At 61.9% G+C, this 14,048-nt stretch carries 14 protein-coding genes; 6 read left to right on the forward strand and 8 right to left on the reverse strand.

All coding sequences use genetic code 11. The annotated features are described in order from the left end of the window. Positions 1–136: 136 nt before the first annotated feature. Entirely contained in the window at positions 137–1,339 is a 1,203-nt protein-coding gene (locus ABWV89_RS07230; protein ID WP_353395540.1) for an ammonium transporter, read from the reverse strand. 396 nt (positions 1,340–1,735) lie between these two features. Here ABWV89_RS07230 and ABWV89_RS07235 point away from each other — a divergent pair, with 396 nt between their 5' ends. Then, positions 1,736–2,617, forward strand: a complete 882-nt coding sequence (locus tag ABWV89_RS07235; protein ID WP_353395541.1) for an alpha/beta hydrolase family protein — start codon at positions 1,736–1,738, stop codon at positions 2,615–2,617. Between the two features lie 122 nt (positions 2,618–2,739). Then, the gene (locus tag ABWV89_RS07240; RefSeq protein ID WP_353395542.1) at positions 2,740–3,600 is read left to right on the forward strand and encodes a hypothetical protein; all 861 of its coding nucleotides are present in this window, start codon (positions 2,740–2,742) and stop codon (positions 3,598–3,600) included. A gap of 15 nt (positions 3,601–3,615) precedes the next feature. Here ABWV89_RS07240 and cutA read toward each other — a convergent pair whose 3' ends face one another. The 5 genes from cutA to argH form a co-directional block, all read right to left on the reverse strand. Further along, positions 3,616–3,930, reverse strand: coding sequence for a divalent-cation tolerance protein CutA (gene cutA / locus ABWV89_RS07245; RefSeq protein WP_353395543.1), 315 nt, complete (start codon positions 3,928–3,930; stop codon positions 3,616–3,618). Between the two features lie 110 nt (positions 3,931–4,040). Beyond that, a complete protein-coding gene (locus tag ABWV89_RS07250; RefSeq protein ID WP_353395544.1) occupies positions 4,041–4,370 on the reverse strand; it encodes a DUF5329 family protein in 330 nt (109 codons plus the stop codon). Positions 4,371–4,440: 70 nt separating this feature from the next. Beyond that, positions 4,441–4,929 (reverse strand): bacteriohemerythrin, encoded by a 489-nt coding sequence (locus ABWV89_RS07255; RefSeq protein WP_353395546.1) that lies wholly within the window; start codon positions 4,927–4,929, stop codon positions 4,441–4,443. Positions 4,930–4,960: 31 nt separating this feature from the next. Next, positions 4,961–6,109, reverse strand: a complete 1,149-nt coding sequence (locus ABWV89_RS07260) for an HDOD domain-containing protein (RefSeq protein ID WP_353395547.1) — start codon at positions 6,107–6,109, stop codon at positions 4,961–4,963. Between the two features lie 37 nt (positions 6,110–6,146). Then, the gene (gene argH, locus ABWV89_RS07265; RefSeq protein WP_353395548.1) at positions 6,147–7,601 is read right to left on the reverse strand and encodes an argininosuccinate lyase; all 1,455 of its coding nucleotides are present in this window, start codon (positions 7,599–7,601) and stop codon (positions 6,147–6,149) included. 195 nt (positions 7,602–7,796) lie between these two features. Between argH and ABWV89_RS07270 the strand changes: the two genes are divergently transcribed. From ABWV89_RS07270 to ABWV89_RS07285, 4 genes are all read left to right on the forward strand, one after another. After that, a complete protein-coding gene (locus tag ABWV89_RS07270) occupies positions 7,797–8,861 on the forward strand; it encodes a sensor histidine kinase (RefSeq protein ID WP_353395549.1) in 1,065 nt (354 codons plus the stop codon). Between the two features lie 38 nt (positions 8,862–8,899). After that, entirely contained in the window at positions 8,900–9,640 is a 741-nt protein-coding gene (locus ABWV89_RS07275; RefSeq protein WP_353395550.1) for a LytR/AlgR family response regulator transcription factor, read from the forward strand. A gap of 4 nt (positions 9,641–9,644) precedes the next feature. After that, complete coding sequence (locus ABWV89_RS07280; RefSeq protein WP_353395551.1) at positions 9,645–10,475, forward strand: AraC family transcriptional regulator; 831 nt, start codon at positions 9,645–9,647, stop codon at positions 10,473–10,475. A 92-nt stretch (positions 10,476–10,567) separates the two neighbouring features. Further along, positions 10,568–11,194 (forward strand): YbhB/YbcL family Raf kinase inhibitor-like protein, encoded by a 627-nt coding sequence (locus tag ABWV89_RS07285; protein ID WP_353395552.1) that lies wholly within the window; start codon positions 10,568–10,570, stop codon positions 11,192–11,194. Positions 11,195–11,236: 42 nt separating this feature from the next. Here the strand turns inward: ABWV89_RS07285 and recJ are convergent, their stop codons facing one another. Both recJ and ABWV89_RS07295 read right to left on the reverse strand, forming a co-directional pair. Further along, the gene (gene recJ / locus ABWV89_RS07290) at positions 11,237–12,979 is read right to left on the reverse strand and encodes a single-stranded-DNA-specific exonuclease RecJ (RefSeq protein ID WP_353395553.1); all 1,743 of its coding nucleotides are present in this window, start codon (positions 12,977–12,979) and stop codon (positions 11,237–11,239) included. Then, the gene (locus ABWV89_RS07295) at positions 12,976–14,004 is read right to left on the reverse strand and encodes a phosphoglycerate mutase (protein ID WP_353395554.1); all 1,029 of its coding nucleotides are present in this window, start codon (positions 14,002–14,004) and stop codon (positions 12,976–12,978) included. The genes recJ and ABWV89_RS07295 overlap by 4 nt, the downstream gene beginning before the upstream one ends. Positions 14,005–14,048 lie beyond the last annotated feature (44 nt).

A 14,048-nucleotide genomic window follows, 5' to 3' on the forward strand; every position in this document is an offset into this window, starting at 1 on the left:
TTGGCTTCCCTGGCAGCGCAGCGCGGGATGGGACTGACCAGTTTGCCATTGTTATGCCCAGTGTTCAGGGGCAAAAAAAATGGAGCGCCCGGTGGACGCTCCATTTTTTGAATCTGCCATCGTGGACAGCGCTGGTTCACCAGCTGACTTCGCGGTCTGGCGTTGCGCTGATCCTGTGAATGGTGAGGTCGGCGCCTTCGTATTCCTCTTCCTGGCTCAGGCGAATACCCATGACGGCTTTGAGTACGCCGTAGACAACAGCGCCGCCGATGACTGCCCAGGTAACGCCCGCGACCGTGCCGATGAGCTGGGCGGCGAATGAAACGCCACCCATGCCGCCGAGCGACTGTTGTCCAAAGATGCCTGCGGCAATGCCGCCCCATGCGCCACATATCCCGTGCAGCGGCCAGACGCCCAGAACATCATCGATCTTCCAGCGGTTTTGCGTCAGGGTGAACATCACGACGAACAGGCCACCTGCCATCGCGCCCACGGCCAGCGCGCCAACCGGGTGCATCAGGTCTGAGCCGGCACACACGGCCACCAGCCCGGCCAGAGGACCGTTGTGGACGAAGCCCGGGTCATTTTTGCCGAGCACGAGGGCTGCCAGCGTGCCGCCGACCATGGCCATGAGTGAATTGACTGCCACCAGGCCTGAGATGTTCTCCAGTGTCTGCGCACTCATGACGTTGAACCCGAACCAGCCCACGCACAGTATCCAGGCGCCCAGCGCCAGGAACGGGATGTTGGATGGAGGGTGTGCCGAGACAGCGCCATCCTTGCGATACCGGTTGGAGCGGGCGCCAAGGAGAACGACGGCCGGCAGGGCGATCCATCCACCGACAGCGTGGACCACGACAGAACCGGCGAAATCGTGGAAGGCAGCTCCCGTGGTGGCTTCTATCCAGTCCTGGAAGCCGAAATGGGCGTTCCAGACGATACCTTCGAAAAACGGATAGACGAAACCGACGATGAGTGCAGTGGCAATCAGTTGCGGCCAGAACTTGGCTCGCTCGGCAATGCCACCCGAAATGATGGCCGGGATGGCTGCAGCGAAGGTCAGCAGAAAGAAGAACTTGACCAGCTCGTAGCCGTTTTTCTGTGCCAGCGTTTCCGCGCCAACGAAGAAAGAGGTGCCGTAGGCCACGCCGTAGCCGACCAGGAAATAGACAACGGTCGAGACAGAGAAGTCGACCAGGATCTTGATGAGTGCGTTGACCTGGTTTTTCTTGCGAACAGTGCCCACTTCCAGAAAAGCGAACCCGGCGTGCATGGCCAGAACCATGATGCCACCGAGCAAGATGAACAAGGTGTCTGCGCCCTGTTTTAGTGCGTCCATGAGAGTTTCCGTGCGTGAATATCCGAATTGGTGCGAAAAAACCGCCTTTGGGGCGGATTGCACCAATTGAAAGCAATATTCAGGCCAGATGTTTCATGATGGTGCGATTCTGACGGTCGGTTGAGAGTTGCGAAGTCTGTTTTGGGGCATGGGATGCAGCCAAGGGATTGCTTGTCAGCCGCTGCAGCGTGTGGCACGCCAAGGGCGGCGTGCCGGGTTTCACCTGGTTACGGTTTTGCGGGATATCCCTCGAGTCGGGCGCAAGCTGGTACAAGCCGCGGCCAAAAGGCCTCCGTAGCATCGATTCACTTCGTTGCCCTGTGGCGGATCGCCCTCGCAGCGCAATGCAAGTGGCCGTCAAGTTCACGCATCGATTCAATGCAAGGAGACCCAGTCATGAAACACATTCCATCACCATTTCGTCGGTGGCACGCCTGCCTCGCCAAAGCCGCATTGGCCAGCTCGCTGGCACTGCTGGGTGTGGGTGCAGCCGCCGTCGAGAACGGCCCCGACCCCAGCTCGTCCTTCCTCAACGCCAGCTCAGGCCCGTACAGGGTGTCCACGGACAACGTTTCTTCTTTCAGTGCCCGCGGTTTTGGCGGGGGAACCATCTACTACCCGACGACCAGCGGGCAATACGGCGTGATCGCTGTGAGTCCTGGCTATACCGCTTCGCAGTCGAGCATTGCCTGGCTGGGTCGCCGCATGGCAACCCATGGTTTCGTTGTCATCACCATTGACACCATCACCACACTCGACCAGCCGGCCAGTCGTGCGACCCAGTTGCTTGCCGCGCTCGACCATGTTGTCAATCGCTCCAGCTCGACGGTTCGCAGCCGGGTCGACAGCAGTCGCCAGGCAGTGGCAGGTCATTCGATGGGCGGTGGCGGCTCCCTGATCGCCGCCGAGGATAACCCCTGGCTCAAGGCGGCCTATCCCATGACGCCCTGGAGCATCTCGAAGAACTTCTCCCGCAACCGGGTGCCGACCATGATCATCGGCGCAGATGGTGACACCATTGCCAACGTGTACACCCATGCTCGACCCTTCTACGACAGCCTGCCATCGAGCACGGCGAAGGCGTACGGTGAGCTCAATGGCGGATCGCACTTTTCACCCAACTTCACCAATACGCCCATCGGCCGCTACGCCGTCTCCTGGATGAAGCGCTTTGTGGATGGCGATACGCGCTACTCGCCGTACCTGTGCGGGGCGCCACACGACGCTTACGCCACCCGTTTCGTGTTTGATCGCTATCAGGAAAACTGCGATTACTGACATCGGCCCGGATCCGGGGCACGGCCTCGGATCATCGCCGGTGGCAGGTCTGAAACGCACGTTGCAGCAGGGTGAGCAGGGGAGTGGTCAACCATGGAATGGAGCCAATGATGGGCAGTCGAATGCAAGTGATTCTTGGGCAAGCACCCACCGCGCGGCCAACGGGCGCGTCCATCGCCCGGGCTCGCCTGCGCCTCGGACATGGCGCGCCAACGCTCGCGCTGGCCGCCATGGTGTGCCTGGCGATTGGTGCGATCTACTGGTCGCACGGTGATACCCGGCCCGTGGCGGCGGTGCCTGCAGCTGAGCCGGCTCAGAAGGCGCCCCACCCCTGGTGGAACGATGCTGATCTGGGTGTCGGCCATGATGCAGGGCAGACCGTGGAAGAAGGTCCGCGCGCTGCACCCGCGGAGCAAGCGGGTCAGGCCGCGGCTCGTGTACCAGCGCTTCCTGACGGGGGAGGCGAACGCCTGTTCCGGCTGGACGAGGATGGTCGCATCAAGACCGATGTGCGCATGCGCAATGGCATTGAGAGGATGGTGGCGTTGACCGAACCGGCCGAGCTGCCGCAAAAGCTGGAGGAGGCGGTGCAGGGCTTGCCGGCGGAGCAAGCCGCCGCCGCACGTGAGCTAGTGGGGCGCTTTCAGGCCTATCAGGATGCACAGCGCAGAACCTATGCGCCGGGTACCGAGCATTTGGTGCCGGAAGAGGCGCTGGCCGAGCTTGACGGGCTCAGGGCGATGCGTTCGTCCTATTTCGGAGAAGCCACAGCGGCGCAAATGTTCGGCGAAGAGGAAAAGGTGTCGCGTCGCTTGCTCGAACTGATGCGGGATGATCCCGTCCCCGATGCGCCCCTGTGGGAAAAGGCTGTGCGTGCTCAGGCGCGATTTGACCAGGAGCAGGCGGGAGGACCAGAGGCCGCAACCGAGAGCGACGACGAAGCCAGCACAGCTCAAGCAACGCGCTCGCCCATGGGGCGTTGATACGCCCGAGGTGTTTCAGGGGCTCACGTTCTCCCTGACCCAGTTGGCGTAGTCTTCTGTGGCCTCCCGCGCCGTGACGGCATAGATGGCCGGCATTTCGTAGGGGTGTGCCCTGGCCAGCCAGCGGGCCAGGGCCTGATAGCGGCCAGCCGTGGTCTTGAACATGATGCGAACCTCGTGTTCGCGCTCAACCTGTCCCTTCCATCGGTAGACACTGCGGATGGGCTCGATCTGAATGCAAGCTGCCAGGCCTTGTTCGATGGCCTCACCGGCCAGGGATTCGGCCTGGGATTCGTCGGAGACAGTGGTGTAGACGGCAAGCAGTTGCATGGCACTTTCCCTCTGTGGCAGGTCGCAGACGGCCACAGGATGCCACAGCTGGCCGATTCAGCCAACGGCAGTTCGTTTCACCATGCAACCAGCGCTGGTCGGCGGGGCTGTCAGTGCTGTTTTCGGAACAGGTGCAGCGCTTGTGTCAGCCAGTCCGCGCTCTTGAGGACATTTCCATCGCATTTGACGGTGTAGGCGGTGCCCGAATAGCTGCTCTGGGTGGCCGCCAGCCGAATGAAATCCTCTGCCGTGGCGACCATGCCTTTGCCGAGCACGTACTCGTACTTGCGTTCAATATGGGCGGCCGCCTCCGTTGACGGGTGCCAGCTTCCGTTGCGGTTGAACTGGCACGCTGAAGTCTTCACGAAGGTCAGCAGGTAGGCGATTTCAGTCCTGGCAGACGCATCTGGCTGCGCAGCCCACGCTGCCAGATGGCTCACGCCAAGAACAACGGTAGCGATCGCCAGGGGAAGGCGCCGATCACCAGAATGCAAAGCGCTCTTTCGCCGCTCAGCTGCAGGACACGCTGCCACAGCCGCTCATGGTGGCAGGCTTGATCCTGGAAGGGTCAGCCAGTGTCTCGGTGCGGCTGTCAAAACCCACTTCCTTCATGTACAGAGCCAGGCCGGCATCCATGGTGGCCGCATGCTGGGGGAACCATTCAGCCAGTGCCTGTGCCAGGCGGGTGATGATCTCGGTGTCGCCTTGCTCGTAGTGTTCGATCACGGCGCGCATCGTCTCCAGAATGGTGGCGTGGTGTGAAGCGTGGCAGTTCTCGGCTTCGAAGCCCACGGCCAGCATCCAGCGCTCCTCTTGTGCGAAGTGCTCCACAGTGTGATCCAGAAAACGCATGTACAGCGGCATCTGCTGGTCTTCCGGAGTCGCGAGGATCTCGTTGAGCATGTCCACGAACTCCTCGTGGGTCTCGTCCATGCGTTGATCGCCAGTGGCCAGCTGTGCGTTCCAGGTCAGGTCGGTGCTTGTGCTTGTGTCAGTCATGTCGCGATAGGTCTTTCATGCCGCGCCGGTATCAGATCGACGCGGACCCGGGGTTACTGGCCAGTCGTTCAGCTGCCGAATGGATGTCTTCCGAAGCGAGCAACTCTGACAGCCCCTGTAGTTGAGGGTGGTGCAGGTAGTCGCGCAAGTGGTGCATTTCGGGCGAGTCGTCCTGCCCGATATCGTACTCCCGCAATGAACTCAGGTGGCCCAAGGCCAATCGTCGCGCCAGCACCTGGCTCAGATAGGCCACCGCCATGCGGGGGGCCATCGCGGGGCTGGCCTTGTCTGCAGGCGTGACCACGATGCGCCCGGTGTGTACCACCTTGGCCGAGAGTTCGGCAGGAACTTCCCACTCCTTGAGCAGAAGGCCACCGAACTCGGCCGTGGTGAACCCCATGACATCCTGTTCCATCTTGAGGCGGGGCAGGGATTTTGTGCGAAGCCAGCGCTCACGTTGTTCGGCAGGCAGCAAGGAGGCGAATGCCAGTTCACCCACGAAGGAGAAGATGACCTGGGTGGACAGTTCGCCCAGGTCGGGCACCTTCAGGGCCTTGCCCAGGCGGCTGGCCAGATCGCTGGCCACGGCGGTGGCACGCCAAATGGCGTCAAAAGTGGCTTGCGACTCAGCCAGCCCTGCCTTGAACGCTTCGTTCAGCATGGACTGCAGGCAGATGCTGCGCACGGTATTCATGCCCAGAAACGTGATGGCCTGTCCCAGTCCGGCAATGGGTTGCCTGAGACCGTAGGCGGGGGAGTTCACCGTTGCCAGAACCTTGGCGGCAATGACGGGTTCTTTCATGAGCAGCTCCGCCAGATCCGATGAACTGGCGGTTTGCAGAAAGCCGGGTGAGATCAGCTTCTGCATGGCACGGGGTGGGCGCGGGATGCCCTTGACCGCGCTCAGCAGCTTCTCTACATGTGGCCGTGGCAAGTCGCCTTCCTTGTGCCACTTGAAACTGGCTAGGGCGTCGGGTAACGCCCGCGGCGGCGGGGGCGTCCATTTCTCGGGTGCAGCAGACCCTTTGCCGGTTTGCGTCTTGGCCGCCTGAGCCATGGAAGCGAGCAGCTCGGGCGGAAGCTCCCTCTCTTGCATCTGTGGTCGGCGATATCGCCACCACAGCCAGGCGATGCCGAACATCAGCAGCACCCAGCCAAAAAGCAACAGAAAACCGACCATTCATCACCTCCTTGGGCGTACCCGCCAGCGACCGGTCTCAGCCCGGCAGGCGATCGCGGTGGCGTGCGATCTGGATCTTGATCTGCGCCGGAGCGGTGCCGCCCAGGGTGTTGCGGGCGTTGAGGCTTCCGCGCAGGCTCAGGCAATCAAACACATCTTTTTCGATGCTGGGGTGGAATTCCTGCAGGACCGACAGCGGCAGTTCCGACAGGTCGCAGTTGTGGCTGGTGGCGGCCTTCACCGCCTTGGCCACGGTTTCGTGGGCATCTCGGAAAGGCAGGCCCTTTTTCACCAGGTAGTCGGCCAGATCGGTGGCGGTGGCAAAGCCTTTTTGCGCGGCGGCTTCCATGGCCTGCGCGTTGACGGTGATGCCGCCTTCCCTTTTCCCGGACGCGGGGTTGAGCTCGCCGCCAATCATTTCCACGAAGATGCGCAAGGTGTCCTTGAGCGTGTCCACCACGTCGAACAGAGGCTCCTTGTCCTCCTGGTTGTCCTTGTTGTAGGCCAGGGGCTGGCCTTTCATCAGGGTGATCAGGCTCATCAGATGGCCGACCACGCGGCCTGTCTTGCCGCGGGCGAGTTCCGGCACGTCCGGGTTTTTCTTTTGCGGCATGATGGAGCTGCCGGTGGTGAAGCGGTCGGCAATGCGCACAAAGCCGAAGTTCTGGCTCATCCACAGGATCAGTTCTTCACTCAGTCGGCTGACGTGGACCATGGTCAAGGAAGCCGCCGAGCAGAATTCGATGGCGAAATCGCGGTCGCTCACGCCGTCCAGGCTGTTCTGGCAGAGCTGGGCAACGCCCTGGTCATCCACCATGCCCAGTGTGCGGGCCACGCGCTCACGATCGAGCGGGTAAGTGGTGCCAGCCAGGGCGGCACTGCCCAGTGGCAGGCGGTTGGTGCGGCGGCGCACATCACCCATGCGTTCTGCGTCACGGGCGAACATTTCCACATAAGCGAGCAAATGGTGGGCAAAGCTCACCGGTTGGGCCACTTGCAGGTGAGTGAATCCGGGCAGGATGACGTCGATGTTTTGCTCGGCCACGTCCACCAGTGCGCCCTGCAGCTCGGCCAGAAGGCCGCTGATGACGTCGATCTCGTCGCGCAGCCACAGGCGAACGTCGGTGGCCACCTGATCGTTGCGGCTGCGACCGGTGTGCAGGCGCTTGCCCGCGTCTCCGGCCAGCTGGGTCAGGCGTGCCTCGATATTGAGGTGCACGTCTTCCAGGTCGAGCTTCCAGTCAAACTGGCCAGCTTCGATTTCCTTCTGAATCTGGCCCAGCCCTTTCTGGATCGATTGATGGTCCGCATCACTGATGATGCCCTGGGCGGCCAGCATGTCGGCGTGGGCCAGGCTGCCAGTGACGTCTGCTTGCCACAGTCGCTGGTCAAAAAAGACGCTGGCGGTGTATCGTTTGACCAACTCGCTCATCGGCTCGGAGAATAGGGCGGACCAGGCTTCGGATTTCTTGTCGAGTTGGTTGGATGACATGGTTATTTGACCAGCAGATGACGAGTCGGTGCTCGGTTTGAGGGGCGCCCCGATGGGCTGCCAGCCCGACATGGGACAACAAGGCCAGATGGAAGGGGCATGCCCGGCTGGAGGATGGCGCACAATGCGCTCCAGCATCGGTTCGTGGCGACCCCGAATCGGCCAGCCGGGCCAAAGCCCTGACAGACGAGACGCATGGAAGACTCCAAGATTTTATCGGGCTTCGTGGATTTGCCCGCACAACGTAAGAAGCCGGCGCCTGGTCGCCTGCTGGAGCCCGTCGTGGCCGATGAAGAACTGGTGTTCGAGGCATGCCAGCCAGGGGTCATGCTCCGCTCGGTGCTGTTTGTCGAGACGGTTGTTTGCGTGGCTGCGCTGTTTTTTGACCCACTTGGCTGGGATTGGGTGGTTCGCGCTTCGACATTGACGGCTGCCGCAGTGCCAGCTTTGCTGGCTTGGCTCTTGGCTGTGTGCTCGCTTAAGCGGGTTCTTGCCCGTGTCTCACTGAATGCACAGTGGTTTCTGGGATCGCTTCTGGGCGGCTTTTGCGGCCTGTTCGGCTTTGGCCTGCTATTTCTGCTAGATCTCGCCGTTTTGGCGAACTGGTTGCCGAGTGCAGCCAGTGGGGCTTTGATCGCATATGTGATTGTGGCTGCCCTGGTTTGGCGAACCAAAGCCAGAACGCCCGCTACGACGACAGCAAGGCTTGCAGAACTGCAGGCCAGAATTCGACCCCATTTTCTCTTCAATACGCTCAACAGTGCTATCGCTCTGGTCAGGCAAGAGCCAGCGAAAGCTGAGCATTTGCTGGAGGACTTGAGCGAGTTGTTCCGCTATGCGCTGACCGCAACGCAGGAGGCGGTGCCCTTGCGCGATGAGCTGGACCTGGCTGAGCGCTACCTGGCGATCGAGAAAGTGCGGTTTGGAGACAGGCTTCGCGTCGAGTGGAGCATCGATGAATCAACGCTTGCTGCCAAGTTGCCGCCCCTGATTCTTCAACCTTTGGTGGAGAATGCGGTCAAGCATGGAGTGGAGCCTAGCGAGGCAGGAGCTACTGTTCGTGTCAGCACCAAGCGACGCCGGGATGTGGTTATCCTCAAAGTCACCAATACAGTTCCCAGTGGAGCTGGTGCGCGTGGGAATGGCCTGGCTTTGAACAATGTCCGGGATCGACTACGCTTGTTGCATGATCTCCAGGGTAACTTTCGGTATGCCCTGGTGGATGGCGTGTTTCAGACACGTCTTGAAATTCCCTTATAGGCCCGCTACCGGCAAGGATCCCCACAGAGGAGGAAACGATGGCGTTGAAAGTACTGATCGTTGATGACGAAAACCTGGCACGTTCCAGAATGAGGACGTTGCTGGGAGATTGCGTCGAGCCCAGGGCCGAGGTCGTGGGCGAGGCAGCCAATGCGGTCAGCGCCATGGAGTCGATTCAGCGCCTCTCTTGTGACGTGGTGCTGCTCGACATACACATGCCCGGCGTCGATGGCGTGGCGCTCGCAGAGCAGCTGCGCGGCATGCCCAACCCTCCGCTGGTGGTCTTTGTCACGGCTCACGCCGAACATGCCGTGCAAGCGTTCGAGCTTGAGGCCGTCGACTACCTCACCAAACCGGTCAAGCTCGAGCGATTGAGTCAGGCTCTCCAAAAGGTGGAGAGAGCGCTGGAGGCCGCTGGCAACGGTATTTCTTCGTCCGGCGATGAGTGGCTGGTGATTCAGGAGCGGGGGCGCAGTGAGCGGGTGGCGCTGGCAGACGTGCTCTATCTGAAAGCCGAACTCAAGTACATCACCGTTCGCACGGCGGAGAAAGAGTACATTTTCGATGGCGCGCTGAGCGATCTCGAGCAGCGTTTCGGCCATATGTTTGTTCGCGTCCATCGAAACGCACTTGTGGCGCGCAGGGCGGTCAGGGCCATTGAGAAAATCTCCGATCCTACCGAGGGGGAGGGCTGGACCGTCCGCCTGGAGGGCATCGATGAGCGTCTGGCCGTGTCTCGACGCCAGGTGGCGGCCGTTCGTGAGGCCCTGACGACCTGAGCGGATGCCCATCGCCCCGTCAGTGGGCCATTTCGCCCGTATCGTTGCCACCCGTAAACACAGGGTCTCTACTGTCTGTATCCATCAGGACTCACTGATCGTGGTGAGGCGTGGCCGCAAGACGCTTCTCAGAACGGAAGGGGCACTGGAGGCAGTGCCGGGTGAGGCACTGGCGGTGGCGCGTGGCACGGTATGGGATGTGATCAATGATCCCGCCACTCATGGATCCTATGAGGCCGACGTTCTGGTTTTTGGAGAAGATCTCATCGCATCTGGAGAGTCACTGCCCTTGGATGCGACGGAGGGGTCAACGCCGCTGTCAGGTGGCTCCCGGATAAAGGTCGATGGCACCTTTGGCGAGAGCATTGACAGAGTGGTCGGGCAACTCAGGCACCGAACCGTCAGTGACCAGGTGTTGGCGCACTGGTTGCAGGAGGTGCTAATCCATTTGCGAGAGGGCGGCATTCGCTTCACGCCTGTGGCTGATCTGAGCTGGACCGAGCAGGTGCGGCGCCGGGTTTCGCAGACACCTGACGGCCATTGGACGCTCGAAGCACTTGCAGAACGCTTTCACATGAGTGCATCCACTCTTCAGCGCCGCTTGGCCGAGGAGGGGCACACCGTGGCCGCGCTGGTGCGGCAGTTTCGTCTGGAGCTGGCTTTGGGCATGTTGCAGACCACGGATTTGCCCATCGGGGAGGTGGCGCAGCGTTGCGGCTGGCAATCCCATAGCCGGTTTTCTGCGGCGTTTCAGGATCGTTGGGGGTTTTCACCTTCGCAACTTCGACGGGAAGCGGTGAACGGTTCAGCACAAAACCTGACTGGCAAGGGCTAACCCACAGTCGTATCTGAAGGACATCATGGTCGGGTGCTGGCTGTTCCAGGTAGCACCTCGCTCTGTACAACACTTGATCAAGGAGTTTTGTGATGTCTGCTTTCCCTTCTTTCTTCCGCGCTCACTCTGGCAAGGAGGCCACCGGATTCGCTGTGTGGCCGGCATGGCCCAGCAAGTGGCTGGTGGCAGGCATCTTCGCCTTGGGTGCGTCGATGGGTGCGCAGGCGGAAGGCGCATTTTCGCTGTCGTCCACTGATGTGCAGCCAGGCAAGATGCTGACCATCAATCAGGTGTTCAAGGGCTTTGGCTGCGAAGGAGGAAACGTATCGCCTGCGCTGGCCTGGAAGAATGCGCCGCAAGGCACACAGAGCTTTGCCTTGACCGTCTACGATCCGGACGCGCCAACGGGGAGTGGCTGGTGGCACTGGATGGCGTACAACATCCCGGTGGCCGTTTCGTCCCTGCCAGCGGGTGCTGGAGGAGTGGACGCGGTCATGCCCGATGGCGTGGTCCAGGTGCGCAACGATTTTGGTGTCAAGGGCTTTGGCGGCGCATGCCCGCCGCCCGGGGACAAGCCGCACCGCTATCAGTTCACCATTCACGCACTCAAGGTCGACAAGCTCGAGTTGCCAGCCGATGCATCGGCCGCATTGGTGGGATACATGATCAATGCCAACAAGCTGGGCTCAGCCAGCATCGAAGCCTTGTATCAGAGGTGATGGTCAGGCGGATCTGCTCGCAGGGGCAGTTGCGCGCACTGTTCAGACCTCCGCGCCTTCGACAATGAATCGAACGCGTCGCTGGCCCTGCCATTCGTCCACCTCCAGCCGATAGGCCAGGCGGACTGTCGGCGGCAGTGGTTCGGTGTGACCGAACCAGATGCCGTCCACCGGGTCACCCTGGTGCTTGAGTTTGAGTGAAAGGTGTTTCTCGCCCACCAGCCGTTGCGAGACCACCTGGACCTCATCGCTGAAGGTGGGCGGTGCAAAGCCTTGTCCCCAAACTTCCTGGTGGAGGGTCTCCACCATGTCGGGCCTGCGGTAGTCGCGCGCCAAAGGCCCGTCGGTCTCCAGTTTGCGCTGCAAAGTGGCCTCATCCAGCCATTCGGCCGCGACCGCTTCGAAAGCTTCTTCAAAATCGGCAATGTGATCTTCGTGGACGGTGCAGCCTGCTGCCATGGCATGGCCGCCAAACTTGAGCAGCACGCCCGGGCGGCGCTTGGCCACGAGATCCAGCGCGTCGCGAAGGTGGAAGCCTGGAATGGACCGGCCCGAGCCTTTGAGCTCGTGCTCCTTGCCTTCGGCGCCACTGGCAGCAAAGACGAAAGTTGGGCGGTGGAGCTTGTCCTTCAGGCGAGAGGCCACGATGCCCACCACACCTTCATGAAAGTCGGGGTCGAAAACCGTGATGGCTGGTGGCGGGTCTTCTTCAGGGTCGAACATTTCCTCTGCCAGCATCATGGCTTGCTCGCGCATGTCGCCTTCAATGGCTTTGCGTTCGCGGTTGATGCCGTCGAGCGTGCGCGCCAGTTCGTCGGCACGGGCGGCATCATCGGTGATCAGGCACTCGATGCCCAGGGTCATGTCGGCCAGGCGGCCAGCGGCATTGAGGCGCGGGCCCAGAGCGAAGCCGAAGTCGAAACTGCTCGCTTTTCTCGGGTCTCGGCCAGCGACCTGGAACAGGGCCGACATGCCGGCGGGCATGGCGCCAGCGCGAATGCGCTTGAGCCCTTGCGAAACCAGCCGGCGGTTGTTGGCGTCGAGCCTGACCACGTCGGCCACGGTGCCCAGTGCCACGACGGGCAGCAAGGCATCGATGCGCGGTTGAGTCACGCCGGCCTTGTCAAAGACACCACGAGCGCGCAACTCGGCGCGCAGCGCCAGCAGCACGTAGAACATCACGCCCACCCCAGCCATGGCCTTGCTCTCGCAAGTGCAGTCGGGCTGGTTGGGGTTGACGATGATGCAGTCTTGCGGGAGCGTCACCTCCCCATCCATGGAGGCGGGCAGGTGGTGGTCGGTGATGAGGACATTCAGGCCGAGCGCTCGCGCTCGTGCCACGCCTGCCATGCTGGCGATACCGTTGTCGACCGTGACCAGCCAGTCCGCCCCCAGGGCCTTGACTCGCTCCGCGATGGTGGGCGTGAGGCCGTAGCCGTCGTTGACGCGGTCAGGCACCAGGTATTGCACCTTGTCGTAGCCGGTGGCGGCGCCCAGCAGCCGCAAGCCGCGGATGCCCACGGCACAGGCCGTGGCGCCATCGCAGTCGTAGTCGGCCACGATACAGATTCGCTCGCCTGCGGTCATGGCATTGGCCAATGCTGTGGCGGCCTCATCGGTGCCCTTGAGGGTGGATGGGGGGATCAGCCGGGCCAGGGCATCGTCGAGCTCGTCACGAGCGTGGATGCCTCTGGCTGCGAAAAGCCTGGCCAACAACGGGTGCAAGCCAGCCTGCTCCAGCGCCCAGGCGGCCCTGGGTGGTACATCTCGGTCAATGATCTTCATAGGGTTTGGAGCATGTGGGGCAAGTCCAGGCGCTTGTTGCCCGGGGTCAGCGCGGCCTTGATCCGGGCCAGCCGGCCTGGATTGGCCAGCTTGCTGCGCCAGGTGCGTGCATGGCGCTCACCACAGAGGGTGATGGCGACCGGCGTGCCACTTTTGTGAAGGGCCAGCAAGTCGGCAATGGGACCCGAGTCGAGCGACTCCCATGCGGACCGCCAGTCTGCCCAGTCGCCTCTCAGCGCCGTCTCGCGCAGCGACTCGTCCACCATGGGGGCGATCTCGGCCGCCTGCGGGGGCTGGTTGAGACAGCCGGCTCCGCTGACCCAGAAGCCGTTGATGGGGAGCAAGTCGTGCAGCTCCCGGTCGTCATTGATCGGGAGGGTGTGAAACAGCATCTGGGCTTCGTTTTGAAGCCGTTTGATCACGCGCGCGCCCGGCGCGTTGCCCGAACGTTCGAAATTCAGCATTTCGGGGCGCATGGGGCGGCCGCAGGCTCGGTCGAGGCTGACGGTGCCCAGCTGGCGCAACGCTTCTCCTGAGGCGCGCCAGTACAACGGCGACTCGTACGACAGAACTATGCCGTCCTCTTCACACAAGGGTGCGAGAGCTGCACAAAGTGTCCTGGATGATTCTTCGTCGAGCGCCAGCAGTCCGGTGGGCAGCAGCTGTACCCGGTCCATGCTGACCTTGAAATGGCAGGGTGTGAACCAGGCCTGTGGCGCTTCGGGCGTATCGCTCATCGCCGCCGCCCAGGGAATGCTCGCCAACACGTCCTGACTCATGGCCGCGTCGGGAAACAGGCCCAGTGCATTGGCCAGGACGCGCTCGTGCGGCATAGAGGCATCTTCTTCCTGGCCGATCTCCTCGTGGCTCAGCCGAAGGCTGGAAAGCAGCTCATTCAGGTGGGGTACCTGCATGACGTTCACCAGCTCGTGGCATTCGGGCGCGGCAGCGAAGGCGAACGGCACCAGAAGGTGCCGCGCCGGCGTGGGAAAGGTGGTGGATGAGTGGGTATGGTCGCTTGCCATAATTCCCTATTGTCAGGGATGAGACAATCCGGGACGAAAGGTCT

It is taken from the genome of Hydrogenophaga sp. 5NK40-0174 (assembly GCF_040372165.1).
GTDB lineage: Bacteria > Pseudomonadota > Gammaproteobacteria > Burkholderiales > Burkholderiaceae_C > Hydrogenophaga.

Excerpts from the sequence above, each read along its gene's own strand:
- ABWV89_RS07230 (WP_353395540.1), bottom strand. The coding sequence starts at position 1,339 with ATGGACGCACTAAAACAGGGCGCAGACACCTTGTTCATCTTGCTCGGT.
- ABWV89_RS07235 (WP_353395541.1), top strand. The coding sequence starts at position 1,736 with ATGAAACACATTCCATCACCATTTCGTCGGTGGCACGCCTGCCTCGCC.
- ABWV89_RS07240 (WP_353395542.1), top strand. The coding sequence starts at position 2,740 with ATGCAAGTGATTCTTGGGCAAGCACCCACCGCGCGGCCAACGGGCGCG.
- cutA (WP_353395543.1), bottom strand. The coding sequence starts at position 3,930 with ATGCAACTGCTTGCCGTCTACACCACTGTCTCCGACGAATCCCAGGCC.
- ABWV89_RS07255 (WP_353395546.1), bottom strand. The coding sequence starts at position 4,929 with ATGACTGACACAAGCACAAGCACCGACCTGACCTGGAACGCACAGCTG.
- ABWV89_RS07260 (WP_353395547.1), bottom strand. The coding sequence starts at position 6,109 with ATGGTCGGTTTTCTGTTGCTTTTTGGCTGGGTGCTGCTGATGTTCGGC.
- argH (WP_353395548.1), bottom strand. The coding sequence starts at position 7,601 with ATGTCATCCAACCAACTCGACAAGAAATCCGAAGCCTGGTCCGCCCTA.
- ABWV89_RS07270 (WP_353395549.1), top strand. The coding sequence starts at position 7,797 with ATGGAAGACTCCAAGATTTTATCGGGCTTCGTGGATTTGCCCGCACAA.
- ABWV89_RS07275 (WP_353395550.1), top strand. The coding sequence starts at position 8,900 with ATGGCGTTGAAAGTACTGATCGTTGATGACGAAAACCTGGCACGTTCC.
- ABWV89_RS07280 (WP_353395551.1), top strand. The coding sequence starts at position 9,645 with ATGCCCATCGCCCCGTCAGTGGGCCATTTCGCCCGTATCGTTGCCACC.
- ABWV89_RS07285 (WP_353395552.1), top strand. The coding sequence starts at position 10,568 with ATGTCTGCTTTCCCTTCTTTCTTCCGCGCTCACTCTGGCAAGGAGGCC.
- recJ (WP_353395553.1), bottom strand. The coding sequence starts at position 12,979 with ATGAAGATCATTGACCGAGATGTACCACCCAGGGCCGCCTGGGCGCTG.
- ABWV89_RS07295 (WP_353395554.1), bottom strand. The coding sequence starts at position 14,004 with ATGGCAAGCGACCATACCCACTCATCCACCACCTTTCCCACGCCGGCG.